Here is a 22,997-nt window from a genome sequence, read left to right on the forward strand (position 1 = left end):
CGAAAAACGCCGGATGGTACGCATCTCCACCCGATCTGCCCAGCTTCGGGGCAAAACGGATGGACTGACACCTTGTAGCACAGTGCAGAACACGAAGCCCCTTGCAGGGCGTCGCCGAAACAAAGCGGGCCAGATGGTAAATCGTACTACCCGCTCGTTTAGATTAATCCCAGCGATGCCCGCTCCTGGCTCGGGGCGCTGGCCTGGTTAGAACCCAAAGATGGCTGAAGAGACAGGTCACGAATCTTCATCAATCAGCAGGAACGGGCATCTTGAAATCTTGGCGTTGAGAAGGCGTGAAGAGCGGCACATGGAGCCATCCGACGGCCAACTGGCGCCACTTCAGTGTTTACCGCACCTCCGCCTGCCGCTTACGCGGAAGTACAGCGAGAAAATTGTCACGCGCCACTTTGCGTGCCACGGCCTCGGGCAACGCATCGAGGAAAGGATCAAATGCGTGCATCGCCTCTCCCAAACCTTCGAAGCGCCCCACAACATCTGAACCAATCATGAAGCGCGTAGGATGCCGCGCGACCAAAGCCACCCAGTCGGGATCGGGTGCGCCTGCGCTGTCCAGCAGATACGGACGAAGCATGGTCCATGACAAATCGACGTATAGATTCGGATAGTCATCGAGCAGGCGTTTGACGGTAGGTAACAGGAAGTCCAGCTTCTTCTGGTGACGATGAAGCTCCTTGCTGGTACCAGCATGCGCCCAGATAAAGCGTGTATGCGGGTGGTTACGCAGCGGCTCTTCCAATTCAGCCAGATAGAGCGGATTGCGCTCGCGCTTGGAGGTGATGTTTGAGTGCAGCATGACCGGCAGATCGAACTCGGCTGCCAGGTGGTAGACCCGCGTTAACGCTTCGTTGTTGGCACGGGGCGTATCGCCCTGAGTCAGAGCCGTCACATCATCATGCCGAGTGAAGATCTCACCAAGTCCCTGCCACAGACCTGGGTCCATATCGAGCATCCGACGGATATGCGCGTCGGCGTTCTTGTCATTCGGATTGAAGCCCGACAGAAACGGATGGAAGCGCTTGCGCTGCTCTTCGTCTAACTCCTTGAGCGCCGCAGCGACCACCACATCGGTCGCGCTGTACCAGTAGACGGCCGCGTCATCGCCCGCGTAGTAGCGAGGGCGTTTGGGCTCGTTCTCGTGCCATTTCTTAGCGACCGGTATACCGCTGATCATCACGTGATCAATGTCGCCCTTGTCCATGGCTTTAAGCAGCTGGTCCATGCCATCGCTTTCCTGGAAAAAGTCGACGAAATGCAGATGGGCGTCGCTATAGTGGTAGTCCCGTGCCTGTACCGGTGCAGCCGAGACAACCAGGCAAAACGCGGCGAGACAGTTTCGTATGTTGAGCAACCGATGTCCTCCTGATGAGCACGCAGATAGACCGTCCAGTCGCTTGGCGGTTCATAACGCGATAACGCTGTTACAAGCGAGCCGCGTTTAATGCCTGGTTTACCCTGATTCTTTCAGCAAACGCAGCTGAACGAAAAAGGCCCGTCAGTGACGGGCCTTTTTTGCGGCAGATCAGGTTAAGCGGATAACTCAACCAGCAGCTTGTTGAGGCGCTGCACATAAGCTGCAGGGTCCTTCAAGCTGTCCCCTGCCGCCAGCGCAGCCTGATCGAAGAGGATGTGCGAAAGATCGGCGAAGCGGTCTTCATCCGGCTCGGCGTCGAGTTTTTCAATCAGCGGGTGTGCCGGGTTGATCTCGAAAATCGGCTTCGATTCCGGCACCTTCTGTCCGCTGGCCTCGAGGATCTGGCGCATCTGCAAGCCCAGGTCTTGCTCACCAATCGCCAGAATTGCCGGCGAATCAGTCAGACGGTGCGATACGCGCACTTCAGCAACCTCATCACCAAGCGCTGTCTTGAGGCGCTCTACCAGGCCTTCCTTTGCTTTGGCGATCTCTTCCTGAGCCTTCTTGTCCTCTTCGGAGTCCAGCTTGCCGAGGTCCAGATCACCGCGGGCGACATCAACGAACTGCTTGCCATCGAATTCGGTCAGGTAGCTCATCAGCCACTCGTCGATACGATCGGTCAGCAGCAACACCTCGATACCCTTCTTGCGGAAGACTTCCAGATGCGGGCTGTTCTTGACCTGCGCATACGACTCGCCGGTGAGGTAGTAGACCTTGTCCTGCCCATCCTTGACGCGAGCTAGGTACTCAGCCAGCGACACGCTTTGCTCGCCGGAACCATCGTGGGTGGAAGCGAAACGCAGCAGACTGGCTATCTTCTCCTTGTTCGCGAAATCTTCCGCCGGGCCTTCTTTCAATACCTGACCGAACTGCTTCCAGAAGTTCTTGTAGTCCTCCGGCTTGTCCTTGGCCAGCTTGTCCAGCATGTCCAGCACGCGCTTGGTCAGTGCCGACTTCATCGAATCGATCACCGGATCCTTCTGCAGGATCTCGCGGGACACGTTCAACGATAGGTCGTTGGAATCGACTACCCCTTTGATGAAGCGCAGGTACAACGGCAGGAACTCATCGGCCTGATCCATGATGAAGACCCGCTGGACATAGAGTTTCAGTCCTTTGGGTGCTTCTCGCTGATACAGGTCGAACGGCGCGCGGCCAGGAACGAACAACAACGACGTGTATTCGAGCTTGCCCTCAACTTTGTTATGACTCCAGGCCAACGGATTCTCGAAGTCGTGCCCGACGTGCTTATAGAACTCCTGGTATTCCTCGTCCTTCACCTCGGTGCGTGGACGGGTCCAGAGGGCGCTGGCTCGGTTGACGGTTTCCCACTCGGTCTCGGCCGGCTTGTCTTTCTCCTCACCATGAAACTCTTTCGGCAATTCGATCGGCAGCGCAATGTGGTCGGAGTATTTCTTGATGATGTTGCGAAGGCGCCAACCGTCGGCAAACTCTTCTTCGCCAGACTTGAGGTGCAGAACGATGCGAGTGCCACGTTCCGGCTTTTCGATGTTCGCAACCTCGAAATCGCCCTCGCCTTTCGAGGACCAATACACGCCTTCTTCTGCAGACGTACCGGCGCGGCGGCTGAACACCTCAACCTGCTCCGCGACGATGAAGGCGGAATAGAAGCCCACGCCGAACTGACCGATCAGGTGTGAATCCTTCTTCTGGTCACCGGTCAGGTGCTTCATGAAATCAGCCGTACCCGATTTGGCGATAGTGCCCAGATGGGTGATGACGTCTTCACGGTTCATGCCGATGCCGTTGTCTTCGAGAGTGACGGTCTTGGCATCTTTATCGAAGCTGACACGAATCTTCAGATCGGCTCCACCCTCAAGCAGCTCAGGCTTGGCCAGCGCCTCGAAGCGAAGCTTGTCAGCAGCATCCGAGGCGTTGGAAATCAGCTCGCGAAGGAAGATCTCCTTATTTGAATACAAGGAATGGATCATCAGGTGAAGCAGCTGCTTCACTTCGGTCTGGAAGCCCAGGGTTTCTTTGTTTTGAGTCTCCACACTCATCGTCTTGCAAACTCCACATCGTCAATGGCACGGACCGCGACTGCGGCGATGACAAGCAGATGGGGGCTTGGCGCTAAAATTCAAGTGCAATGCATGCCTGGGTGCCATTGCAGACCTTGTACAGCGACTTCCTGCTAGGCCCACTAAGGCTCGAGTAGCTCAAGCCGAACGATATCGTCGGGGCTGAGATTGAACACTGCCTCCCCCGGCCCTTTCAGCCGTTGCCTAATAGACAGGTTGCCGTCCCGATCAAGCCCTTTGAAGCGCCCTTCCGCAACACCACCGCGCTTGGTATGGGCGCGTATTTGCAGATGTTCGTAGCGTTCCGGATTGCGCAGCAACCGCGCCAGAGAGAACCGCTGGCGGCGATCGATTCGGGCCGAAGCGGCGCTATCGGGCAGTGGTGTTGCTTGGGTCGTAGCAACCTTTGGCTGGGTTTCGACTGTAGCCTTCAGCGGCGGATAGGTATCGTCGACGACCTCCCAGCCTTGGTCACCCTTGTGCATATTGAGTTCGAAAAGACTCGGCGAACCTTCAACTTCGGCTTGCACCGAGAGGATCATGCTCGGCGCAGGGAAGGTAACAGCAGGCAGCGCCCCGATGGTCACTGCCCGCGTCTCGAAGCGTCGCTGCAGATGATCCTTGGCCACATAAGCGAGTGTGTCAGCCGAGTCATGCGTCAGATCCACCTGGCCCGAACGATAACGCAGGTTGTCGGTGAACAGTTCGATGTGTCCACTGAGGCTCGTGTGGTAATGGGCCGGCAAGACCAGATGGAAGTCACCGGCCAGCTTGTTCGGCGGCACCGGCTGCAGATCCAGATGTAAGGTGTAGCCGCTTCGAACTCGGCGCGCCTCAGGTAGCTGTTGTTCTGGACGCATCCAGTTGATTTCTATCTCCGGGACAGCACCGGTGTCCTCGGGAAGCACATCGACCTGCACAGCTCCAGGCGGCTTTTCGCCAAGGCGAATGCTCACTTCCTGCTGGGCAAACAGCTGATCCCCATCACGCAGTATGAGTACGCCATCCGTGAAGCTGCCAACCCTAGGCTCGAAGGGCCTGCCATCGAGCTGCCCGTGCAAGCGAAAACTCAGCTGCTGGTCCTGCTTCTCATCCGACTCGAGCCATTCAAGGCTCGTGATGGCTGCGATTCGCTCCGGATCGTGGTTAGCAAGCAACGTAAACCCAACTACAAGAGGGATAAAGCCCAAAGCGGACAGCCCCACCGCCTTCCGGGCGTTATTCCAGTGGCGCGCGATATAGAGCAGAGTCACCGGGGGTAGCAGACAGCCGACGCCCCACAACAAGCCCGTACCGAACGCCAGAACGATCAACCAGACCAGACCCGCTACAATCAGCAGTAGCCCACCCAGTATCAGCAACGCATCCATTCAACACCTTCGAGACAACTACTAGTGGCACCGGCCAGGCCTATCAGGGCTCGTTGACCTTGAAGTGGCAACGTGCAGTAGCGATCGGTTCGGCCTGATTGGTTTGCCAGGCCGTCACGGCAACATTGGCCACACGGCGGCCCTGGCGCCAGACCTGGCAGGCGGCGAAGGTGTCACGATAGTGACCCGCTCGAAGATAATCTATCGAGAAGTCGATGATTTTGGGCAAATGTGGCGCGCCCATGAACATCAGCAGATGGAGCATTGCCGCATGCTCCATGAAGCCAGCAATCACGCCGCCGTGGATGGCTGGAAGCGTAGGATTGCCGATATTGTCCTGGTTCTTTGGCAGCCGAAACACCATCTCATCGCCCAGCCGCAAGCACTCGATACCGATGAGCCTGGCGTACGGCACCATGTTCAGAAGCACATCGTAATCATTGCTGGCGTGAGCCTCACGGACCAACGCGTCCAGGTCCGGAACACTCATTGCGGTGCCTCCGGTGCTTTCATTAGGCTGTTCTTGCCCATGCGCATAAAAGCACCCACAACGTGTGCAATCGGTTCGTTGATATCACGCTGATAAGCGACTCCACGGGTGAAAATGACTGTCGGTGTTACGCGGTAGCACTCAGCAAAGCCAAACACATCATGATTTGGTTCGGCGGGATGCATGTAATCAATGCGTAGATCAAGCGTGGGACAGATCTCGAGCTCAGGCAGTGCGCACGCCGTGGAGATACCGCAAGTGGTGTCCATCAATGTCGTGATCGCCCCGCCGTGGACGCGTCCGGTCTCAGGATTGCTGACGATCTTTTCACTATAAGGAAGGCACAACGTGAGCCCCTTGGCGCTCGCATGCTCGACACGCATGCCCAGGACCTGACAGTGGCGTAACAGGGAAAGAAAGCGCTGGGTGCGCTCCAATATCAAACTATCGCTCATGCGAACTCTCAAAAGTCCAAACCACAGAGTTTACCGGCTCTACTGGCTAGCCCCTCACTCCTTGGGCGGCTCGATAGGCAAGGTTGGCGTGAACACCATGACTTCAAGCACATCGGAATGAAACTCTCGGCGATACAAGACCAGTACCACCCCGGTCGTTACGGTCATGAAGAACCAGGGATGAATGAACCAGGATAAGGTGGCCATTCCGAAGTAATAAGCCCTCAGGCCGAAGTTGAACTGGTTTGCCGCCATCGAGATGACCCTTGCAGCCCGCTCGGCGAATGACTTGCGCTCAAGGTCATTCACATTGCGCTCACCCGCCATCGGCGCCGAGGCAATCAGCACAGCAGCGAAGTTGTACTGCCGCATGCACCAGCTGAAAGTGAAAAACGCATAAACGAACACCACCGCCAACGCCAACAGCTTGATTTCCGAAAGCCCACGGCTGACCGGTTGTGCGAACGGCAGATCCGCCAACAGCGAAACAGCACGTTCGGACGCGCCCAGCGCGGTCAGTATGCCAGCCAGGATGATCAAGGTGCTGGATGCGAAAAATGCCGCGTTGCGCTCCAGGTTGCCGATCACATTGGCATCGGCGATGCGGTTATCGCGCAGCAGCATGCGCCGCATCCAGTCCTGCCGATACAAATGCAGGACACTGGCGAGGCATGCGGTGTCCCTGCCCCGCCAGCTTGCGTAGCGGGTGTAGCCGGCCCAGCACAGTACGAACCACGCGACAGCAACCAGATGAGGCAGCAAATGATTGGGAATGAGCATGTAGAACCCTCTGGACGCATGCGCCTGATTATAGCCAGCGAAACCGCTTGCTAGACGTCTCGAGAACCAATCGTGCGGCCGAGTCAACCGGCATCTGATGCGAGTCGGCGTTGACCAAGCAGCCGATCCACGGCGAACGCGATCGCCAGAGTCACCAGCACTGGAACCAGCCAACCCATGCTCTGCGCGGCCAAGGGGAGCCTGGTAAACAACACGGGAACCAGGTCGGTGAAGCCCGCTGCCGACATCCCATCGGCAACACCGAACACCAGCGTGACGGCCATTACCGGGATGAACACCCGACTGGGCGAAACCCAGCAGCGATCCAGCAGACTCAATGCGACCAACATGATCGCCAGCGGGTAGAGCCCGACCAGCACGGGCACTGACACACTGATCAGCTGGGTCAGGCCCTGATTGGCCACCAACAGGCTGAAAAGCGTGAATACCACGGCGACAGTGCGATAGCCGACGGGCATCAAGCCGCTGAAGAATTCGCCACAGGCGGTCGTCAAACCGACTGCGGTTGTCAGGCAGGCCAGCGTAATCACGACTGCAAGCAGCAGACTGCCCGTAGTACCAAAGGTGTGTTGCACGTAAGTCGTAAGGATCTGCACGCCGTTTTGCGCCTCACCGGCAATGCCCTGACTAGTTGCGCCCAGGTAGAACAGCGCGAGGTACACCAGCGACAGACCAAGCGCGGCTATGGCGCCAGCAATCATCGAGTAACGGGTCACCAGCGCCGGCTCGGATACGCCTCGATCACGGATGGCGGTCGCGATCACAATGCCGAATACCAGCGCGCCCAAGGTATCCATGGTCAGATAGCCTTCTAGAAATCCTTTCAGCAGGGGACCGTTACGGTAGCTCTCAGCTGTGGTCCCGATGTCGCCAGCCGGCGCGAACACCGCAGCGCCGCCCAGCACCAGCAACGCAGCCAGTAATACAGGCGTGATGAACTTGCCGACCCGGTTCACCAACTGACCTGGATTTATCGCCAGGAACAATGTCGCCGAAAAAAACAGAACCGTATAAACGAAAAGGGGGATAGCTGCGTTGCCGGTAAAGGGCGCAACGCCCATTTCAAACGACACCACTGCCGTCCGAGGCGTAGCGAACAGTGGACCAATGGCCAGGTACACCGCTACCGCCAGCAGCGTGCCGGCGCCACGCCCCAGCGGGGCGGTTAAGCGATCCATGCCGCCGCCGACCCGTGCCAGCGCGACCACAGTCAACAAAGGCAACCCGACGCCAGTCAACAGAAACCCCAGTGCTGCAAACCAGAGCGAGTGCCCTGCAGCCAGCCCGGCACTGGGTGGAAAGATAATATTGCCTGCGCCGAGAAACAGCGCGAACGTCATGAAGCCTAGGGCCAGCAGATCAAGGCCTTTCAGTCGAATCATTGAACTATCCCACTACAGAAGGTTCTGGCACGACACGCACCAAGCGTGAACTCCCGGATACGGCTCATGCTGCGCCGCGCGAAAAAAGCACGCACCTTAATCGAAATGACTAGCGAGGGCGAGGAGTCGTACTCCCCAAAACGAGATGGTGCGAGAAGACGGACGCCGCTAGGCATATTCGCTCGGACCAAGCCAGAACGCCGTTATCGTCCTGCAGAAACGAAGATGCCAGTCAGAGAAGCTGACTGGCATCGGGTGCCACTAGGTGGGGATCAGGCCTGCTTGGCGTCCCAGCCAGTGACTTCCGCCAGCGCCTTGCCGATATCGGCGAGCGAACGAACAGTCTTCACGCCAGCGTCTTGCAGCGCAGCGAATTTCTCGTCCGCGGTGCCCTTGCCGCCGGAAATGATCGCACCGGCATGCCCCATGCGCTTGCCCGCCGGAGCCGTCACACCAGCAATGTAGGAGACCACCGGCTTGGTGACATTGGCCTTGATATAGGCGGCTGCCTCCTCTTCGGCGGAACCGCCGATTTCACCGATCATGACGATCGCTTCGGTCTGCGGGTCTTCCTGGAACAACTTGAGGATGTCGATGAAGGTCGATCCTGGAATAGGATCGCCACCGATACCCACACAGGTGGACTGACCGAAACCAGCGTCGGTGGTCTGCTTGACCGCTTCGTAGGTCAGAGTGCCCGAACGAGACACGATGCCAACCTTACCCGGCATGTGGATGTGACCCGGCTGGATACCGATCTTGCACTCGCCAGGCGTAATCACACCTGGGCAGTTCGGGCCAATCAGGCGAACACCCATTTCGTCACACTTGATCTTCACTTCGAGCATGTCGAGAGTTGGGATGCCTTCGGTGATGCAGACGATCAGCTTGATACCGCCGAACACTGCTTCAAGAATGGAGTCCTTGCAAAACGGTGCCGGAACATAGATCACTGATGCATCCGCGCCAGTCGCTTCGACTGCTTCTTTAACCGTGTTGAATACCGGCAGGCCCAGATGAGTTGTGCCGCCCTTGCCAGGAGTCACGCCACCGACCATTTTGGTGCCGTATTCGATGGCCTGCTCGGAGTGGAAGGTACCTTGCGAACCGGTGAAACCCTGGCAGATAACTTTGGTGTCTTTATTGATCAGGACGCTCATTACTTGCCCTCCGCGGCTTTGACGACTTGAATGGCCGCATCGGTCAGGCTCGTCGCACCGATGATATTCAGACCACTTTCACCCAGCATCTTGGCGCCGAGTTCAGCATTGTTGCCTTCGAGACGGACGACCACAGGAACCTTGACGCCGACTTCCTTGACCGCACCGATAATGCCTTCAGCAATCATGTCGCAACGGACGATGCCGCCGAAGATGTTAACCAGGACAGCCGCGACGTTTTCATCGGACAGGATGATTTTGAACGCTTCAGTCACGCGCTCTTCTGTAGCGCCGCCGCCGACGTCGAGGAAGTTCGCCGGCTTGCCGCCGTGCAGATTGACGATATCCATGGTGCCCATGGCCAGACCTGCACCATTGACCATGCAGCCGATGTTGCCTTCCAGTGCAACGTAGTTGAGCTCCCACTTCGCTGCGTGAGCTTCGCGCGGGTCATCCTGGGACGGGTCCTGCATACCGCGCAGCTTGGGCTGGCGATAGATCGCGTTGCTATCGATATTCAACTTGGCATCAAGGCAGTGCAGATTGCCGTCTTTCTTGACGACCAGCGGATTGACTTCGAGCAGAGCCAGATCGTAGTCGACGAACAGCTTGGCCAGGCCCACGAAAATGTGGACGAACTGCTTGACCTGATCACCCTTCAGGCCGAGCTGGAATGCCAACTCGCGGCCCTGGAACGGCTGAGCGCCGACGAGCGGATCGATGGTTGCCTTGAGGATTTTTTCCGGCGTGTCGTGAGCGACCTTTTCGATGTCGACGCCACCTTCGGTGGAGGCCATGAAGACCACCCGACGAGTAGCACGGTCAACCACGGCGCCCAAGTACAGTTCTCTATCGATGTCTGTGCAGGCTTCAACGAGAATCTTGCTGACCGGTTGTCCATTGGCGTCGGTTTGATAGGTCACCAAGCGCTTGTCTAGCCACTGCTCGGCGAATGCGCGGGCTTCGTCCTTGCTACGGACCAGCTTGACGCCACCCGCCTTGCCACGACCGCCAGCATGTACCTGAGCCTTAACTACCCACTCGGTACCGCCAATCTGATCACAGGCTTCAGCCGCTTCTTTGGGGCTGTCGATCGCATAACCCTTGGAAACCGGCAATCCGTACTCGGCAAACAGTTGCTTACCCTGATATTCGTGAAGATTCATCTTAGCTACCGTTCGGTTTGATGTGCATCAGACGCCACATTGCAGCGGCGTCACCTCAAGTCGCTGAAAACTATCGAAGATACCTTTCAGGGACCTGTCATACCTTGCTTGAAGGTATTCGACGGCCGCGCCAGGCCTATAAAAGCCCAGCGCGAGCCGCTGCTCGTTGCTGCGCTATTAGCGCTTCTTGCGGTTAGCGATGTGAATCGCGTGACCATTCACCGCCAGCGCAGCTTCGTGCAGCGCTTCGGACATGGTCGGGTGCGAGAAGACCATCATGCCCAGATCTTCGGCGCTGGTGCCGAACTCCATGCCGATGGCGCCCTGCTGAACCAGTTCGGCTGCAGCCGGCCCCATGACATGCACACCCAGTACACGGTCGGTCTTGGCGTCAGCGATGACCTTGACCAGGCCCGCCGTATCGTTGGCAGCCATGGCACGGCCACTGGCTGCGAACGGGAAGGTGCCCACGTTGATTTCTACGCCTTCGCTTTTCAGCGCCTGCTCAGTCTTACCGACCCATGCGATTTCCGGATGGGTATAGATGACCGACGGAACCAGGTCGTAGTTCATTTGCGATTTGTGGCCCGCGATCCGCTCGGCAACCATCACACCCTCTTCCGATGCCTTATGCGCGAGCATCGCGCCACGGACCACGTCACCAATGGCATAAACGCCTGGAACACTGGTCGCGCACTGGTCGTCGACAAAGATGAAGCCACGCTCATCCATGTCGACGCCTGCATCAGCGGCCAGCAGATCGGTGGTCACAGGACGGCGACCAACTGCAACGATCAGTTTGTCGAAGGTCTGCTGCTGCTCTCCCTCAGCGTTGGTGAAGTTGACGGTGACCTCGTCACCCTTCACTTCCGAACCGGTCACACGGGCGCCCAGCAGAATATTCAGGCCCTGTTTGCTCAGGACCTTGAAGGCTTCCTTGGAAATTTGTTCGTCGGCGGCCGGCAGGAACTTGTCCATGGCTTCGAGGACGGTGACTTCTGCACCCAGGCGAGCCCAGACCGATCCCAGCTCGAGGCCAATGACACCGGCGCCGATAACGCCAAGCTTCTTCGGCACGCTCTGGAAGTCCAGAGCGCCTGTCGAGTCGACAATGATCTTCTGATCGACCGGCGCCGGCGGGATATCGACGGGCTTGGAACCGGAGGCGAGGATTACACTCTCCGCACCGAGTACCTGCGTGTTGCCATCCAGGCCAGTGACCTCGACCTGCTTCCCACTGAGAAGCTTGCCGTGACCCTCGAACACGGTTACACCGTTCGCCTTCATAAGACCGGCAACACCGCCAGTCAGGTTTTTAACGATCTGGTCCTTACGGGCCACCATGGTCGGAACGTCCATGGCCACTTCGCCAGTGCTGATGCCGTGAACCTTGAAGCTCTCGTGGGCTTCATGGAACTTGTAGGAGCTGTCCAGAAGCGCCTTGGACGGAATGCAACCGACGTTCAGACAGGTTCCGCCAAGCGCGGTCTTGCCTTCCTTGCCCTGATATTTTTCGATACAGGCGGTCTTCAGACCCAGTTGCGCTGCGCGAATGGCTGCAACATAACCGCCGGGGCCGGCACCGATCACGACGACGTCGAATTTCTGGCTCATTACGAATCCTCTTGAGTGCAGCTAAAAAATCAAAGGCCGCAGACAGCAGGCCCGGCACTTGCCTAGCCTGCCAACTGCAGCCCGTGACGCTTGTTAGATGTCCAGCAGCAAACGGGCCGGATCTTCCAGCAGGTTTTTGATGGTCACCAGGAAGCTGACCGCTTCCTTGCCATCGATAAGGCGATGGTCGTAGGACAACGCCAGATACATCATCGGTCGGATGACCACCTGGCCGTTAACGGCCATCGGACGCTGCAGAATGTTGTGCATGCCCAGGATAGCGGCTTGCGGCGGGTTGACAATCGGGGTCGACATCATCGAACCGAAGGTGCCGCCGTTGGTGATGGTGAAGGTGCCGCCAGTCATCTCATCAATCGACAGTTTGCCATCACGCGCTTTCTTGCCAAAAGTGGCGATGCCGCTTTCAACTTCGGCCAGGTTCATCAGCTCGGCATTGCGCAGCACCGGAACGACCAGACCACGATCGCTGGAGACAGCGACGCCGATGTCCTGATAGCCGTGGTAGACGATGTCGGTACCGTCGATCGACGCGTTGACCGCGGGGAAGCGCTTCAGAGCCTCGACGGAAGCCTTGACGAAAAAGGACATGAAGCCCAGACGCACGCCGTTGTGGGTCTTTTCGAACAGATCCTTGTACTTCGAGCGCAGCGCCATGACTTCGGTCATGTCGACTTCGTTGAAGGTGGTCAGCATCGCCATGTTCGACTGTGCTTCAACCAGGCGCTCGGCAACCTTCGCGCGAAGGCGCGTCATCGGCACGCGCTTCTCGGTGCGGTCACCAGCAGCAGAAACAGGGGCCGATGCTGCACTAGTGGCGGGCTTGGCGGCTGCCGGAGCCGATTTTTTGGCCTCGATGGCAGCAACCAGATCTTCTTTGGTTACCCGCCCATCCTTGCCAGTGCCCTTTACGCTGTTCGGATCGATGCCGTTTTCTTCGGCCAGCTTGCGCGCGGCAGGCGCGAGGATCGCGTCTTCTCCACCCGCTGCAGGTGCCGATGCTGGAGCGGCTGCCGGAGCGGCGGCTTCTGCAGGCGCAGCAGCTGGAGCTGAAGCCGTAGCGCCAGCGTCCAGCTTGCCAAGCAGCTCACCGCTGAGCACAGTGTCGCCTTCGTTTTTGGCGATTTCGGTCAGCACGCCATCCGCTTCGGCTAGCACTTCCATAACAACCTTGTCGGTCTCGATGTCGACAATCAGTTCGTCACGCTTTACCGCATCGCCCGGTTGCTTGTGCCAGGTCGCAACGGTGCCGTCAGCAACCGATTCCGGAAATTGAGGGGCTTTGATCTCGATAGCCATTAGCTGGGTCCTATTTGATTCGGTTTTTACATCGAGGCCGCGGTGTCCGCGGCCTCTTGCAAGAATGATTAAATGGTGAAGGCGTCCTGCAGCAGTTTTTCCTGCTGTTCGGCGTGCATGGAGGCATAACCGACTGCAGGTGCTGCAGAGGCTTCACGACCCGCGTATTGCAGGAACAGCTCCTTCTTATGCGCGACGGCAACGCGACGCATATGATGTTGGCTGCAATACCAGGCACCCTGGTTCATCGGCTCTTCCTGGCACCAGACGATGCTCTTGACGTTCTGGTAAGGCGCTAGCACCTCAGCCAGATCATCTTCCGGGAACGGATATAGCTGCTCCAGGCGAACAATGGCGATGTCTTCGCGGCCTTCGTTGCGACGCCTATCCAGCAGATCGTAATAGACCTTGCCGCTGCACATGACAACGCGTTCGACCTTGATCGGATCGATCTGATCGATTTCCGGAATCACAGTCAGGAACGAACCTTGGGTCAAGTCTTCCAGGGTCGACGTTGCCAGCTTGTGACGCAGCAACGACTTCGGCGTCAGCGCTACCAGAGGCTTGCGCAGCGGGCGGATCGCCTGGCGGCGCAACATGTGATAGACCTGAGCGGGCGTTGTCGGCACGCATACCTGAATGTTGTGCTCGGCGCACAGCTGCAGGTAACGCTCCAGGCGCGCGGACGAATGCTCCGGCCCCTGGCCTTCGTAACCGTGCGGCAGCAGCATCGTCAATCCGCACAGACGGCCCCACTTGTGCTCGCCACTGGTGATGAATTGGTCGATGACGACCTGAGCACCGTTGGCAAAGTCACCGAACTGCGCCTCCCATACTACCAATGCGTTAGGCATGGTGGTGGCATAGCCGTACTCGAACGCCAGTACCGCCTCTTCCGACAGGAAGGAGTCGTACAGGTCGAAGCGAGGCTGGCCTTCGTAGAGATGCTGGAGCGGGATGTAAGTGCTGCCATCCTTCTGGTTGTGCAACGCCGCGTGGCGGTGCGAGAAGGTCCCGCGGCCAACGTCCTGGCCACTGATGCGAACTGGATGACCTTCGAACAGCAGGGTCGCGTAAGCCAGTGTCTCGGCATAGCCCCAGTTGATGGCAAGCGCACCGGCACCCATCTTCTGGCGGTCTTCGAGAATTTTCGACACTTGACGTTGAACGACGAAGCCTTCCGGCACCGCCAGCATCTTGCTGGACAATTCCTGCAGCGCTTTTAGCTCGAAACGCGTGTCGTATCGAGCAGTCCAGGTATGGCCCAAGTACGGCCGCCAATCGACGAACAGCTCCTTGTTCGGCTCCTTGACCAAGCTCTTGACCACGTGAAGACCGTTATCAAGCGCGGCGCGGTATTCGTCGACCTTGGCCTGGACCTGATCATTGTCGAGCACGCTCGATTGCGTTAGAGCATCGGCATACAGCTCACGCGTGGTGCGCTGTTTGGCGATTTTCTGATACATGAGCGGCTGAGTGCCGCTGGGCTCGTCCGCTTCGTTGTGACCGCGACGCCGATAGCAGATCAGGTCGATGACGATATCGCGCTTGAACTGCATCCGGTAGTCAACAGCAAGCTGGGTGACAAACAGAACCGCTTCAGGATCATCCGCGTTCACGTGGAAGATCGGCGCCTGAATCATCTTTGCGACGTCGGTCGCGTACTCGGTGGAGCGCGCGTCCTCCTGCTTGTTGGTGGTGAAGCCAACCTGGTTATTAATCACGATCCGGATGGTGCCGCCCGTGCGGTATGCACGAGTTTGGGACATCTGGAAGGTTTCCATAACGACGCCCTGCCCCGCAACGGCGGCGTCACCGTGGATGGTGACCGGCAGTACCTTGTCACCCACCGCATCGCAACGACGATCTTGACGAGCGCGAACTGAGCCCTCAACCACTGGCGAAACAATTTCCAGGTGCGAAGGGTTAAACGCCATCGCCAGGTGTATTTCGCCACCCGGAGTCATGACGTTCGAGGAGAAGCCCTGGTGATACTTAACATCACCGGAGCTGAGCCCTTCGACCTTCTTGCCTTCGAACTCGTCGAAGAGGTCGCGTGGGTTTTTACCGAAGGTATTGACCAGCACGTTGAGACGGCCGCGGTGGGCCATGCCAATGACGATTTCCTTGGTGCCGTAAGAGCCTGATCGCTGGATAATTTCGTCCAGCAACGGAATAAGGCTCTCACCACCTTCCAGACCAAAACGCTTGGTACCCGGATACTTGGTACCCAAGTACTTTTCGAGACCTTCAGCAGCTGTAAGGCGCTCAAGCAGGTGGCTCTTGATTTCAGGCGAAAAGGACGGACGTCCACGAACGCTCTCGAGCCGCTGGATAAACCAGGTGCGCTGGTCTGAATCGACGATATGGGTAAATTCAGCCCCGATAGTGCGGCAATAAGTCTCTTGCAGCGCCTGGTGAATCTCACGCAAGGTGGCCTGATCTTTGCCCATGGCAAGGTCGCCGGTACGGAACACCGTATCCAGATCTGCGTCGGTCAAGCCATAGTTATTGATAGCCAGATCAGCTGGAGCCGGGCGCTGTTGCAACCCAAGCGGGTCGAGCTGAGCAGTCTGATGGCCACGCATCCGATAAGCTTGGATCAGACGCAGGACTTCGACCTGTTTCTTCTCATGCTCGCTACTGACGCTAGCGGCTGAAGCAGGCTGAGCACGACGTTGGTTCTTGGCCAACAATACGAAGTGATCGCGGATTGTCGAATGCGATACATCGGCCGCAGCGCCACCGCTGACCGGCAGCTTCTGGAAATAGGTGCGCCACTCTTCGGGCACAGCGTTGGGATCGTGCAGGTAGAGCTCGTAGAGCTCTTCCACATAGGCAGCGTTACCACCGGATAGGTGGGCACTGTCCCACATGCGCTGCATTACGCTTTCTTGCATGTCTGGTCACCTTCGATAAGGAGACACCACCAGCGTGGAGACCGCAGCATGACTTCCCAAGTTCTGAAGCAGCGACCCAGGTAAAGCCACTACGGACCGCGCAGATAGTTTCCGAGAACCACCCCGGATGCCCCTGCTGGTCATCAAATTTTCAGAGCGAAACCCCGGCTTTGTGAGCTGGGATTCCTACTAAGACTACGGCGCCGAGTTTGAACTCTGGCGCCGTAGGTGTCGCGGTGAAGCATTAAGGATCTGCAACTACCATCAATAACCGCAGACACCTCGGGGGCATCAGGTTGCGCTCTGCAGCAGCATGTTCCGAACATGGCCAATAGCCTTGGTCGGATTCAACCCTTTCGGACAGACGCTGACGCAGTTCATGATACCCCGGCAGCGAAACACGCTGAACGGATCGTCCAACGCAGACAGACGGCTCTCGGTTTCGGTGTCGCGGCTGTCGGCCAGGAAGCGATATGCCTGCAGCAGCGCAGCGGGCCCGAGGAACTTATCTGGATTCCACCAGAAGGACGGGCAGCTCGTCGAACAACAAGCGCAAAGGATGCACTCGTACAGACCGTCGAGCTTCTCTCGATCTTCCGGACTCTGCAGACGTTCGATAGCCGGAGCCGGTGTATCGTTCATCAAATAAGGGCGAACCTTCTCGTACTGCTTATAGAAGATGCCCATATCCACCGCCAAGTCACGAATAACTGGCAAACCAGGTAGCGGACGAACCACAAGCTTGTTGCCTTTGACTACAGACGAGAGTGGTGTGATGCAGGCCAGCCCATTCTTGCCGTTCAGGTTCATGCCGTCAGAGCCACAAACCCCCTCACGGCATGAACGACGATAAGAGAAGCCTTCGTCCTGTTCCTTGATGAGGGCGAGCACGTCCAGCACCATCAGGTCCTTACCATCGGTATTGACCTGAAAGTCCTGCATGTAGGGCTTGGCGTCTTTATCCGGGTTATAGCGATATACGCTCACTTGCAACATATCAGCGACCTCAGTAAGTCCGAACCTTAGGTTCGAAAGTCGGAACAGTCTTCGGAGAGAAGTTCACGGCACGCTTGGCTACGCGCTTCTCACCCGGGAAGTACAGGGTGTGGCACAGCCAGTTCTCGTCATCACGCTCCTCGAAATCCTCGCGGGCATGCGCGCCGCGCGATTCTTTGCGATTCTCTGCAGCGATGGCAGTTGCTTCAGCCACTTCCAGCAGATTCTGCAGCTCCAGCGCTTCGATACGGGCGGTATTGAAGGCCTGGCTCTTGTCAGAAATCTTCACATTGGCGATGCGCTGACGGAGATCAGCAAGCTGGGCAATGCCCTTCTGCATGTACTCGCCGGTACGGAATACACCGAAGTAGTTCTGCATGCAGCTTTGCAGCTCTTTACGCAGCGAAGCGACGTCTTCGCCTTCGGTCCGCTCGTTCAAGCTGGCGAGACGACTCAGCGCAACGTCCAGATCGGTCTCAGTGGCACCGCGGTGCTCGATACCGTCCTTCAGAGCTTTTTCTAGATGAAGACCGGCGGCGCGACCGAATACAACGAGGTCAAGCAGAGAGTTGCCACCCAGACGGTTGGCGCCATGAACCGATACGCACGCCACTTCGCCTACCGCGAACAGCCCTTCAATGATCTTGTCATTCCCATTGGCATCCTGGGTCATTGCCTGGCCGTGGATGTTAGTGGCGACACCACCCATCATGTAGTGACAGGTCGGAACTACAGGCACCGGAGCAGTGACAGGATCGACATGCGCAAAGGTTTTCGACAGCTCGCAGATGCCCGGCAGACGGCTGTGCAGTACTTCCTCGCCCAGGTGATCGAGCTTCAGCATCACGTGGTCGCCATCTGGACCACAGCCATTGCCAGCCAGGATTTCTTTAACCATGGAGCGAGCAACTACGTCACGACCCGCCAGATCTTTCGCGTTCGGCGCGTAACGCTCCATAAAGCGCTCGCCGTGCTTATTGATCAGGTATCCACCTTCACCACGGCAACCTTCGGTTACCAGCACACCGGCACCAGCGATACCGGTCGGATGGAATTGCCACATCTCAATATCCTGAACCGGCACACCTGCGCGCAACGCCATGCCAATACCGTCACCGGTGTTAATCAGCGCGTTAGTGGTCGATGCGTAGATACGCCCCGCACCTCCGGTAGCCAAGACCACAGCCTTGGACCGGATATAGACCGTTTCGCCATTTTCGATGCAGATCGCGATGATGCCCACGATGGCGCCATCCTGATTCTTCACCAGATCCACGCCATACCATTCGTTGAGGAAGGACGTGCCCGCCTTCAGGTTGGCCTGATACAGAGTGTGCAGCAGCGCATGACCAGTACGGTCAGCGGCCGCGCAAGTGCGAGCAGCCTGCCCACCTTTGCCATAGTCTTTCGACTGACCACCGAACGGACGCTGGTAGATGCGACCCTGCTCGGTTCGGGAGAACGGCAAGCCCATGTGTTCCAGCTCGAAAACAGCCTCCGGACCAACGGAACACATATATTCGATAGCATCTTGGTCGCCGATGTAATCGGAGCCCTTAACGGTATCGTACATGTGCCAGCGCCAATCATCGTTCGGGTCAGCCGAAGCGATCGCACAGGTGATGCCACCTTGTGCGGATACGGTATGCGAGCGGGTCGGGAAAACCTTGGTTACCACAGCAGTTTTGTGACCACCTTGGGCCAACTGCAGTGCGGCGCGCATGCCCGCACCACCGCCACCAATAATGATGGCGTCATAAGAAAGAGTACGAATGCTAGCCATGGATCAGATACCCCAAAGAATCTGCACGCCCCAGACGAAGAAGGTGAACATAGCTATGCCACACACCGCCTGGAAGAGAAAACGCACGCCGGTAGCCCACTTACCGATTGCCATGCTGGTCAGGTAGTCGGTGGAAATCGTCCACATACCAACCCATGCATGAACACTGAGGGCAACGAGTGCAAGGAGACTGAAGATGCGCATCCACTGAGCGGAGAACAGCGCATGCCACTGAGCGTAATCCAGCCCCGGATTCGCAATGAGGTATCCAATCAGAAAGAGAAAATAAGCCGCCAGGACCACCGCTGAAACGCGCTGGGCCATCCAGTCATACAGACCCGAACGGGAAAAGTTGGTGACATTGGTTACCATATCCAAACTCCCGCCAGAACGATCAGCACCGCCGATACGGCCAAAACGATTTTCGAGCCCAGCTTCCCGCCTTCCAGCGTTTCGCCATGGCCGGTATCCATGACCAGATGGCGCACACCGGCCACCAGGTGATACAGCAACGCAGAGAGCAAAGCCCAGACCACCAGCTTCGCCAGCGGACTACCGAGATACGCCTTCACCTCTTCAAAGCCTTCGACAGAAGACAAAGAGACATCAAGCGCAAGCAGCAGGACGGCCACACCAACAAACAAGATCACGCCAGAAATGCGGTGAAGGATTGAGGTGTAAGCAGTGATTGGGAGTTTTATTGTCCTAAGATCTAGGTTTACAGGTCGTTGGCTTTTCACGGCTTTTTTTCACACTTGAGAGCCCCGAAACCGCAGGGCAAAGTTGTTGGGAAGAGCACGCAGCGGTACCCGCCACCCACGAGTGACAACCCACAGGAAACTGCCTGTAAGGCCCCTGCCGGTCGGTCGCCGATTATAAACAGTTAGGTCGCTAATGACAATGTGGTGAAGTGCCACTAAAGGCGGATGGCGCCTCGGTTTGTAATTCGCGTAAATAGCTTTTTCTGTGTTGCGAATTCACCCCTAACCCCCTCTACAACTGGCCGCTCGCCCAAATTGACTTTGTGATTTATCTCACTATAGTGATGCGGGCCCTGCGTGGGGGGCCATGATGATTCCAAGCATAAAACAGGAGGCCATACATGGCTGACAAAAAAGCGCAGTTGATCATCGAAGGCGCAGACGCCATCGAACTGCCCGTTCTATCCGGCACCGTAGGGCCCGACGTAATCGACGTACGAGGCTTGACCTCCACGGGTCGCTTTACCTTCGACCCCGGCTTTATGTCCACCGCCTCTTGCGAATCCAAGATCACCTATATCGACGGTGACAAAGGAATTTTGCTTCATCGCGGCTACCCGATCGAGCAGCTGGCCGAAAAAGCCGATTACCTCGAAACCTGCTACCTCTTGCTGAACGGCGAGCTGCCTACTGCTGAGGAAAAAGCAAAGTTCATCAGCACCGTCAAGAACCACACGATGGTTCATGAACAGCTCAAGTCTTTCCTCAACGGCTTCCGTCGTGATGCGCACCCGATGGCCATCATGTGCGGTGTTGTAGGCGCGCTCTCGGCCTTCTATCACGACTCTCTGGATATTAACGACCCGCACCACCGCGAAATTTCGGCGGTTCGCTTGGTCGCGAAGATGCCAACACTGGCCGCCATGGTTTACAAATACTCCATGGGCCAGCCGATGATGTACCCGCGTAACGATCTGAATTACGCTGAAAACTTCCTTCACATGATGTTTAACACACCTTGCGAAGTGAAGCCGATCAGCCCGGTTCTTGCAAAAGCCATGGACCGCATCTTCATTCTGCATGCGGACCACGAGCAAAACGCCTCGACGTCCACCGTACGCCTGGCCGGCTCGACCGGCGCCAACCCGTTCGCCTGCATTGCTGCTGGCATTGCAGCGCTGTGGGGCCCGGCACATGGCGGCGCCAACGAAGCCGTACTAACAATGCTGGACGAAATTGGCGACGTTTCGAACATCGAAAAATTCCTTGCCAAGGCCAAGGACAAAAACGATCCGTTCAAACTGATGGGCTTCGGCCACCGCGTCTACAAAAACTTCGACCCACGCGCCAAGGTCATGAAGCAGACCTGCGACGAAGTACTCAGCGAACTCGGCATCAACGACCCGCAGCTCGAACTTGCAATGAAGCTTGAAGAGATCGCACTAAACGATCCCTACTTCGCCGAACGCAATCTCTACCCGAACGTTGACTTCTACTCCGGCATCATTCTCAAGGCGATCGGCATTCCAACCAGTATGTTCACCGTGATCTTCGCGCTTGCACGTACTGTCGGCTGGATCTCGCACTGGAAAGAAATGATTGCGATGGGTCAGAAGATCGGTCGTCCACGCCAGCTGTACACCGGCCACCCGCAACGGGACCTGAATCGCTAAGGCAGCGCGAACCGCCTTACCCTGAATAGACCTACAGCTTTTTAGGGTCAGCTACCTCAACGCCCAGTGCAGCGCACTGGGCGTTTTTTTTATTTCTGGACCGAATCGGTCCGCACCCACCATTGTGATTGCCGATCACTCCACACCTAGCTTACGAGCCGATCGAGACCGTGGTGCGGCCGAGGCAGCACCTCATTTTCGCTGACTCACTCAGAACGCCCTGATGATAGCCGCAACCCTCATCACCCATGCCGCGCTGGATGCGCTGATTTAGCTCGGCTGCAGCACTGGCGTCCCGAGCGAGAATTAATACATAGCACGCCTGAGCCGAGGCAGGCGCCCGATAGCGGGCACGAGTGAGTGACACAAAAAATCGACGAGCAGCTTTCCCCTCCGCGCCGCTTCCTGACGCATCGCTACGTCCAGCTTGCCGCCCCAGACCTTAGCGCCCCAGAACCGGCTGCATTTTATGTCCTACAGCCAGCCAAGGGCGCACGCTGCAAAAGTTGCACCAGTACAAGCATGAATCCAAGCCGGCGAAGCTTGGGGCGCTCCCAGGCACAGCCGGGCAGTAGCACGACTCGCTGACACTAAAGGAGTGAGGGCGCCTTCCTCAGCACTGGGACAACGAGGAGGGATATGATGAGGCCGCTAGCCGCAAACGACACAACACCACTGAAGAGTTGTGCGCCTCGAGCTACCGCAATTTTGCCGTCAGAGAGCCATACCGAAGCGACAAAACCATTACCACGCATCGCCACCCAGCAGGCGCTGTTAGATTTGTAGCCCGAGCGCTCACAAACCCGGCAGACCTCAGCGGCAAGCAGAAAGCGGGAAAACTCTGAGGCATCACAAAACCTCAGAAATAAAAAAATCCAGTCACCGTTAAGTGACTGGATTTTCTGGGGACTTTTGGTCGGGACGGAGTGATTCGAACACTCGACCCCTTGCACCCCATGCAAGTGCGCTACCAGGCTGCGCTACGCCCCGACTGCATCTTCAGGTTCGCTGAAAACGGAACGAACTATACATTAAGCGACTGAATATGTGAAAGTTTTTTCGTCACCAGGGCTTAGGTTTTAAGCACCTGAAGCACGTCTTCAAGCTCAGTTATCATCTGCCTGATGAGCTGCTTGTATTGGGTAGTGTCCTCACGAGCCTCATCGCCTGACATCCGCTGGCGAGCACCGCCAATGGTAAAGCCCTGCTCGTAAAGCAACGAACGGATTTGCCGGATCATCAGCACATCCTGACGCTGATAGTAGCGCCGGTTTCCACGACGCTTCACAGGATTCAGCTGTGGAAATTCCTGCTCCCAATAGCGCAGCACATGCGGCTTAACTGCACATAGCTCACTCACTTCACCTATAGTGAAATAGCGCTTGCCAGGTATCGTTGGCAGTTCGTCGTTATGACTTGGTTCCAGCATATGCTTCGACTCTGGCTTTTAATTTTTGGCCGGGCCGGAATGTCACGACACGACGCGCCGTGATGGGAATTTCTTCGCCGGTCTTCGGGTTACGCCCAGGACGCTGTCGCTTGTCGCGCAGGTCGAAGTTGCCGAACCCGGACAACTTCACCTGCTCGTTGTGCTCAAGCGCCTGGCGAATCTCCTCGAAAAAGAGCTCGACCAACTCTTTTGCCTCGCGCTTATTCAAGCCTAGCTCTTCAAATAGACGTTCCGCCATTTCAGCTTTCGTCAGAGCCCCCAT

The 22,997-nt window shown here is 57.2% G+C and carries 19 protein-coding genes and 1 tRNA gene; 1 reads left to right on the plus strand and 19 read right to left on the minus strand.

Going from position 1 to position 22,997, the window contains the following annotated elements; translation table 11 throughout:
* Positions 1 to 349 precede the first annotated feature (349 nt).
* The 16 genes from C1896_13565 to sdhC all read right to left on the minus strand — a co-directional run bounded on the left by C1896_13565 (position 350) and on the right by sdhC (position 19,651).
* Positions 350 to 1,372 carry a 5-oxo-L-prolinase gene (locus C1896_13565; protein ID AZZ45834.1) on the minus strand — a complete coding sequence of 341 codons (1,023 nt, stop codon included), beginning with the start codon at positions 1,370 to 1,372 and terminating at the stop codon, positions 350 to 352.
* A 176-nt stretch (positions 1,373 to 1,548) separates the two neighbouring features.
* Positions 1,549 to 3,456: a molecular chaperone HtpG gene (locus C1896_13570; protein AZZ45835.1), complete on the minus strand. Its 1,908-nt coding sequence runs from the start codon at positions 3,454 to 3,456 to the stop codon at positions 1,549 to 1,551.
* 143 nt (positions 3,457 to 3,599) lie between these two features.
* Positions 3,600 to 4,847, minus strand: a complete 1,248-nt coding sequence (locus C1896_13575; protein ID AZZ45836.1) for an MFS transporter — start codon at positions 4,845 to 4,847, stop codon at positions 3,600 to 3,602.
* A gap of 43 nt (positions 4,848 to 4,890) precedes the next feature.
* Positions 4,891 to 5,337: a PaaI family thioesterase gene (locus tag C1896_13580; GenBank protein AZZ45837.1), complete on the minus strand. Its 447-nt coding sequence runs from the start codon at positions 5,335 to 5,337 to the stop codon at positions 4,891 to 4,893.
* Entirely contained in the window at positions 5,334 to 5,792 is a 459-nt protein-coding gene (locus tag C1896_13585) for a PaaI family thioesterase (GenBank protein AZZ45838.1), read from the minus strand. Before C1896_13585 ends, C1896_13580 begins: the two co-directional genes overlap by 4 nt.
* A gap of 54 nt (positions 5,793 to 5,846) precedes the next feature.
* Positions 5,847 to 6,572 (minus strand): DUF599 domain-containing protein, encoded by a 726-nt coding sequence (locus C1896_13590; protein AZZ45839.1) that lies wholly within the window; start codon positions 6,570 to 6,572, stop codon positions 5,847 to 5,849.
* Between the two features lie 83 nt (positions 6,573 to 6,655).
* A complete protein-coding gene (gene brnQ / locus C1896_13595; protein AZZ45840.1) occupies positions 6,656 to 7,975 on the minus strand; it encodes a branched-chain amino acid transport system II carrier protein in 1,320 nt (439 codons plus the stop codon).
* 272 nt (positions 7,976 to 8,247) lie between these two features.
* The gene (locus C1896_13600) at positions 8,248 to 9,135 is read right to left on the minus strand and encodes a succinate--CoA ligase subunit alpha (GenBank protein AZZ45841.1); all 888 of its coding nucleotides are present in this window, start codon (positions 9,133 to 9,135) and stop codon (positions 8,248 to 8,250) included.
* Positions 9,135 to 10,301, minus strand: coding sequence for an ADP-forming succinate--CoA ligase subunit beta (locus C1896_13605; protein AZZ45842.1), 1,167 nt, complete (start codon positions 10,299 to 10,301; stop codon positions 9,135 to 9,137). The genes C1896_13600 and C1896_13605 overlap by 1 nt, the downstream gene beginning before the upstream one ends.
* Before the next feature lie 177 nt (positions 10,302 to 10,478).
* Complete coding sequence (lpdA, locus tag C1896_13610) at positions 10,479 to 11,915, minus strand: dihydrolipoyl dehydrogenase (protein AZZ45843.1); 1,437 nt, start codon at positions 11,913 to 11,915, stop codon at positions 10,479 to 10,481.
* 93 nt (positions 11,916 to 12,008) lie between these two features.
* Entirely contained in the window at positions 12,009 to 13,232 is a 1,224-nt protein-coding gene (locus C1896_13615) for a dihydrolipoyllysine-residue succinyltransferase (protein AZZ45844.1), read from the minus strand.
* Between the two features lie 68 nt (positions 13,233 to 13,300).
* On the minus strand, positions 13,301 to 16,132 hold the full coding sequence (locus C1896_13620) for a 2-oxoglutarate dehydrogenase E1 component (GenBank protein AZZ45845.1): 2,832 nt from the start codon (positions 16,130 to 16,132) through the stop codon (positions 13,301 to 13,303).
* A 291-nt stretch (positions 16,133 to 16,423) separates the two neighbouring features.
* Entirely contained in the window at positions 16,424 to 17,128 is a 705-nt protein-coding gene (gene sdhB / locus C1896_13625) for a succinate dehydrogenase iron-sulfur subunit (protein ID AZZ45846.1), read from the minus strand.
* A 10-nt stretch (positions 17,129 to 17,138) separates the two neighbouring features.
* On the minus strand, positions 17,139 to 18,911 hold the full coding sequence (locus C1896_13630) for a succinate dehydrogenase flavoprotein subunit (protein AZZ45847.1): 1,773 nt from the start codon (positions 18,909 to 18,911) through the stop codon (positions 17,139 to 17,141).
* Between the two features lie 3 nt (positions 18,912 to 18,914).
* Positions 18,915 to 19,283 carry a succinate dehydrogenase, hydrophobic membrane anchor protein gene (gene sdhD / locus C1896_13635; GenBank protein ID AZZ45848.1) on the minus strand — a complete coding sequence of 123 codons (369 nt, stop codon included), beginning with the start codon at positions 19,281 to 19,283 and terminating at the stop codon, positions 18,915 to 18,917.
* Complete coding sequence (gene sdhC / locus C1896_13640; protein AZZ45849.1) at positions 19,277 to 19,651, minus strand: succinate dehydrogenase, cytochrome b556 subunit; 375 nt, start codon at positions 19,649 to 19,651, stop codon at positions 19,277 to 19,279. Before sdhC ends, sdhD begins: the two co-directional genes overlap by 7 nt.
* A gap of 362 nt (positions 19,652 to 20,013) precedes the next feature.
* Here sdhC and gltA point away from each other — a divergent pair, with 362 nt between their 5' ends.
* Positions 20,014 to 21,285 (plus strand): citrate (Si)-synthase, encoded by a 1,272-nt coding sequence (gltA, locus tag C1896_13645; protein ID AZZ45850.1) that lies wholly within the window; start codon positions 20,014 to 20,016, stop codon positions 21,283 to 21,285.
* Positions 21,286 to 22,198: 913 nt separating this feature from the next.
* Here gltA and C1896_13650 read toward each other — a convergent pair.
* The 3 genes from C1896_13650 to ihfA all read right to left on the minus strand — a co-directional run bounded on the left by C1896_13650 (position 22,199) and on the right by ihfA (position 22,997).
* Positions 22,199 to 22,275: transfer RNA gene (locus C1896_13650), tRNA-Pro, on the minus strand.
* A gap of 82 nt (positions 22,276 to 22,357) precedes the next feature.
* Complete coding sequence (locus tag C1896_13655; GenBank protein ID AZZ45851.1) at positions 22,358 to 22,714, minus strand: MerR family transcriptional regulator; 357 nt, start codon at positions 22,712 to 22,714, stop codon at positions 22,358 to 22,360.
* A complete protein-coding gene (ihfA, locus tag C1896_13660; GenBank protein ID AZZ45852.1) occupies positions 22,695 to 22,997 on the minus strand; it encodes an integration host factor subunit alpha in 303 nt (100 codons plus the stop codon). The genes C1896_13655 and ihfA overlap by 20 nt, the downstream gene beginning before the upstream one ends.

The organism is Pseudomonadaceae bacterium SI-3, assembly GCA_004010935.1.
Classification (GTDB): domain Bacteria; phylum Pseudomonadota; class Gammaproteobacteria; order Pseudomonadales; family Pseudomonadaceae; genus Stutzerimonas.

Excerpts from the sequence above, each read along its gene's own strand:
- sdhD (AZZ45848.1), bottom strand. The coding sequence starts at position 19,283 with ATGGTAACCAATGTCACCAACTTTTCCCGTTCGGGTCTGTATGACTGG.
- C1896_13605 (AZZ45842.1), bottom strand. The coding sequence starts at position 10,301 with ATGAATCTTCACGAATATCAGGGTAAGCAACTGTTTGCCGAGTACGGA.
- C1896_13615 (AZZ45844.1), bottom strand. The coding sequence starts at position 13,232 with ATGGCTATCGAGATCAAAGCCCCTCAATTTCCGGAATCGGTTGCTGAC.
- ihfA (AZZ45852.1), bottom strand. The coding sequence starts at position 22,997 with ATGGGGGCTCTGACGAAAGCTGAAATGGCGGAACGTCTATTTGAAGAG.
- C1896_13580 (AZZ45837.1), bottom strand. The coding sequence starts at position 5,337 with ATGAGTGTTCCGGACCTGGACGCGTTGGTCCGTGAGGCTCACGCCAGC.
- C1896_13620 (AZZ45845.1), bottom strand. The coding sequence starts at position 16,132 with ATGCAAGAAAGCGTAATGCAGCGCATGTGGGACAGTGCCCACCTATCC.
- gltA (AZZ45850.1), top strand. The coding sequence starts at position 20,014 with ATGGCTGACAAAAAAGCGCAGTTGATCATCGAAGGCGCAGACGCCATC.
- C1896_13585 (AZZ45838.1), bottom strand. The coding sequence starts at position 5,792 with ATGAGCGATAGTTTGATATTGGAGCGCACCCAGCGCTTTCTTTCCCTG.
- lpdA (AZZ45843.1), bottom strand. The coding sequence starts at position 11,915 with ATGAGCCAGAAATTCGACGTCGTCGTGATCGGTGCCGGCCCCGGCGGT.
- C1896_13590 (AZZ45839.1), bottom strand. The coding sequence starts at position 6,572 with ATGCTCATTCCCAATCATTTGCTGCCTCATCTGGTTGCTGTCGCGTGG.
- C1896_13600 (AZZ45841.1), bottom strand. The coding sequence starts at position 9,135 with ATGAGCGTCCTGATCAATAAAGACACCAAAGTTATCTGCCAGGGTTTC.
- brnQ (AZZ45840.1), bottom strand. The coding sequence starts at position 7,975 with ATGATTCGACTGAAAGGCCTTGATCTGCTGGCCCTAGGCTTCATGACG.
- C1896_13630 (AZZ45847.1), bottom strand. The coding sequence starts at position 18,911 with ATGGCTAGCATTCGTACTCTTTCTTATGACGCCATCATTATTGGTGGC.
- sdhB (AZZ45846.1), bottom strand. The coding sequence starts at position 17,128 with ATGTTGCAAGTGAGCGTATATCGCTATAACCCGGATAAAGACGCCAAG.
- C1896_13570 (AZZ45835.1), bottom strand. The coding sequence starts at position 3,456 with ATGAGTGTGGAGACTCAAAACAAAGAAACCCTGGGCTTCCAGACCGAA.
- C1896_13655 (AZZ45851.1), bottom strand. The coding sequence starts at position 22,714 with ATGCTGGAACCAAGTCATAACGACGAACTGCCAACGATACCTGGCAAG.
- C1896_13575 (AZZ45836.1), bottom strand. The coding sequence starts at position 4,847 with ATGGATGCGTTGCTGATACTGGGTGGGCTACTGCTGATTGTAGCGGGT.